3 protein-coding genes are annotated in these 1,923 nt (G+C 42.2%); all 3 read right to left on the reverse strand.

The window, feature by feature from the left end; translation table 11 throughout:
• Window positions 1–100 precede the first annotated feature (100 nt).
• Window positions 101–646, reverse strand: a complete 546-nt coding sequence (locus BACCELL_RS20640; protein WP_007213994.1) for a hypothetical protein — start codon at window positions 644–646, stop codon at window positions 101–103.
• 223 nt (window positions 647–869) lie between these two features.
• Window positions 870–1,649, reverse strand: coding sequence for a hypothetical protein (locus tag BACCELL_RS20645; protein ID WP_007213996.1), 780 nt, complete (start codon window positions 1,647–1,649; stop codon window positions 870–872).
• A 25-nt stretch (window positions 1,650–1,674) separates the two neighbouring features.
• The coding region (locus BACCELL_RS20650; protein WP_044154160.1) for a winged helix-turn-helix domain-containing protein at window positions 1,675–1,923 on the reverse strand (249 nt) is incomplete at its 5' end.

A 1,923-nucleotide genomic window follows, 5' to 3' on the forward strand; every position in this document is an offset into this window, starting at 1 on the left:
CAAGATCCGGCGTCCTGTGAAGCCATTGGCACCTATTACCAATACTTTTTTCTTCATATTCATATTATTTCAGTATATAATCCCTTGACTGTAGTCTTTTTTAGTAAGGTCCATTCCTTCCTTGTTGTACTTCGATTCTAATTCCGAATGATCCGTTTGCCGACTTCAGTTCGAAAGCGCCTTTGAAGTTATTCCGTTCCCACGGCAGGGCAGAAGGATTAGGGACTTTCCGTCCGTCCTTGTCATACTCTCCATAAGTATTGATGCGCATTCCATTCTTCAGCCGGAAACTTCCCATTTGCAGGTTTTGGGGAGATGATCCGAAACCTGTCAGTCCGAAAGGGTTCATACTGTATATGGTGGAGCTACCTAAACTGAATAAGTGTGAGTAGCCTTGTGAGTAGGTCACATTCGGGTCCAAGCGAAACAGAAAACTATAATCTTTGCTGGCATCGGGAATGTCTAAAGTCATTTTGGGCATTTGGGGAGCTGCCATTTTCATTAGGTTCATATCCAAAAGGAATCCATCAAAATTCTTTGTTGCCGGCATATTCATACTGCGAACACTGTCAGCGGGTACTTCATTCTGGGCATTTACCCTGAAAGAAAGGAGACAGAAAAGTATGATTAGTCCTATATATTTCATCACTTAATGGTCTTTATTTAATGGCGAATATAAGAAATAAGTATGAATTATGGAAATATATAGCATTTATTAAAATAAAACTTGTATATTATATGCTGATATTTGAGTATTGTTGCTATCTTTGGAGCGTAAATAATTGAATTGGTTTTATAAGCAATCTATTTGTTCCTCTCTAACCGGTAAATGAACGGGCTGTATCTCGTGTGGAAATGCAGCCCGTTTTCTATTTCTTTTTTCTATTGAGATGAATCACCGGAGCAAGTATCGGTACTGTTTCCCACTTCATTTTCGAAGCATTGTACGCTCGTTCCACACCTCCCTGTATTTCCAGATAATCGTTGATTTTCACTTCCATGACTACACCGTAGTGGCTTTGTGGATACATAGGATTCATATATCCGTTCAGAGAGTTTTGTTTGCCAAAGCCTGAATATTGCCCGAAAAAGCGGATACGAAGGAAATTGTTGATGCGATAGGCGGCAGAAGCATCCAAGCCAATGTCGAATTGAGAACCATGCATGCGCGAAGGGATGGTGTATTTGGCGGTATACATACCCCCTGTCAATTCCCAGCGTTCATTAGGGCGATATATAAAATCGGCGCCTGATTGGATAATTGTTCCCATTGTAGGGTAGGTATTGTAGGTGCTGAATGTGCTCAATATACTATTGGGTGAAAGTTGAAAAGCACCGTAATGCTCGTAATCCATCACGAAAGGATCGTAACTGCTGACCATCTTTCCCATTCTGATATCCATCCACGGAAAGTTGGGATAATAAGTCGGAAGAGTGATGTGTAAGTCCGTGCTATTCGTGCTGAGAGAAGTCTTTACCGACATATCCCGATTAGGAGCGGCAGTTGTTCCGGGTGGAGGAGACAACGGCTCTTTTCCCATTTCCGTGGGAAAACGATTCAATAATGTGCTGTCCTTTGTTTGCTCGTTTTGTGCAGCAACGCGAAAGGAAACAGTGAGAAGGAACAGAATGATGAATAGTTTTTTCATAAGTCGTTATGTGTTAACGGAAGTTTCAGTTGATGATAAGTTTGTATCCGATACCTCGGACATTGACAATGCGGATACGTTCGTCCTTGGAAAGTTTATGTCGTAATTTAGTGATGAACACGTGCAGGCTGCGCGAATTGAAGAAGCTGTCGTCCCCCCAAAGATCAAGCAGGATATTCTGGGTATTCACTACCTGATTACGGTTTTCGCACAGGCGTTTCAGAATTTCGGCCTCGCGGTGGGAGAGTTCCTGCTCTATTCCGGTATGGGACAA

It is taken from the genome of Bacteroides cellulosilyticus DSM 14838 (genome assembly GCF_000158035.1).
Classification (GTDB): Bacteria; Bacteroidota; Bacteroidia; order Bacteroidales; family Bacteroidaceae; genus Bacteroides; species Bacteroides cellulosilyticus.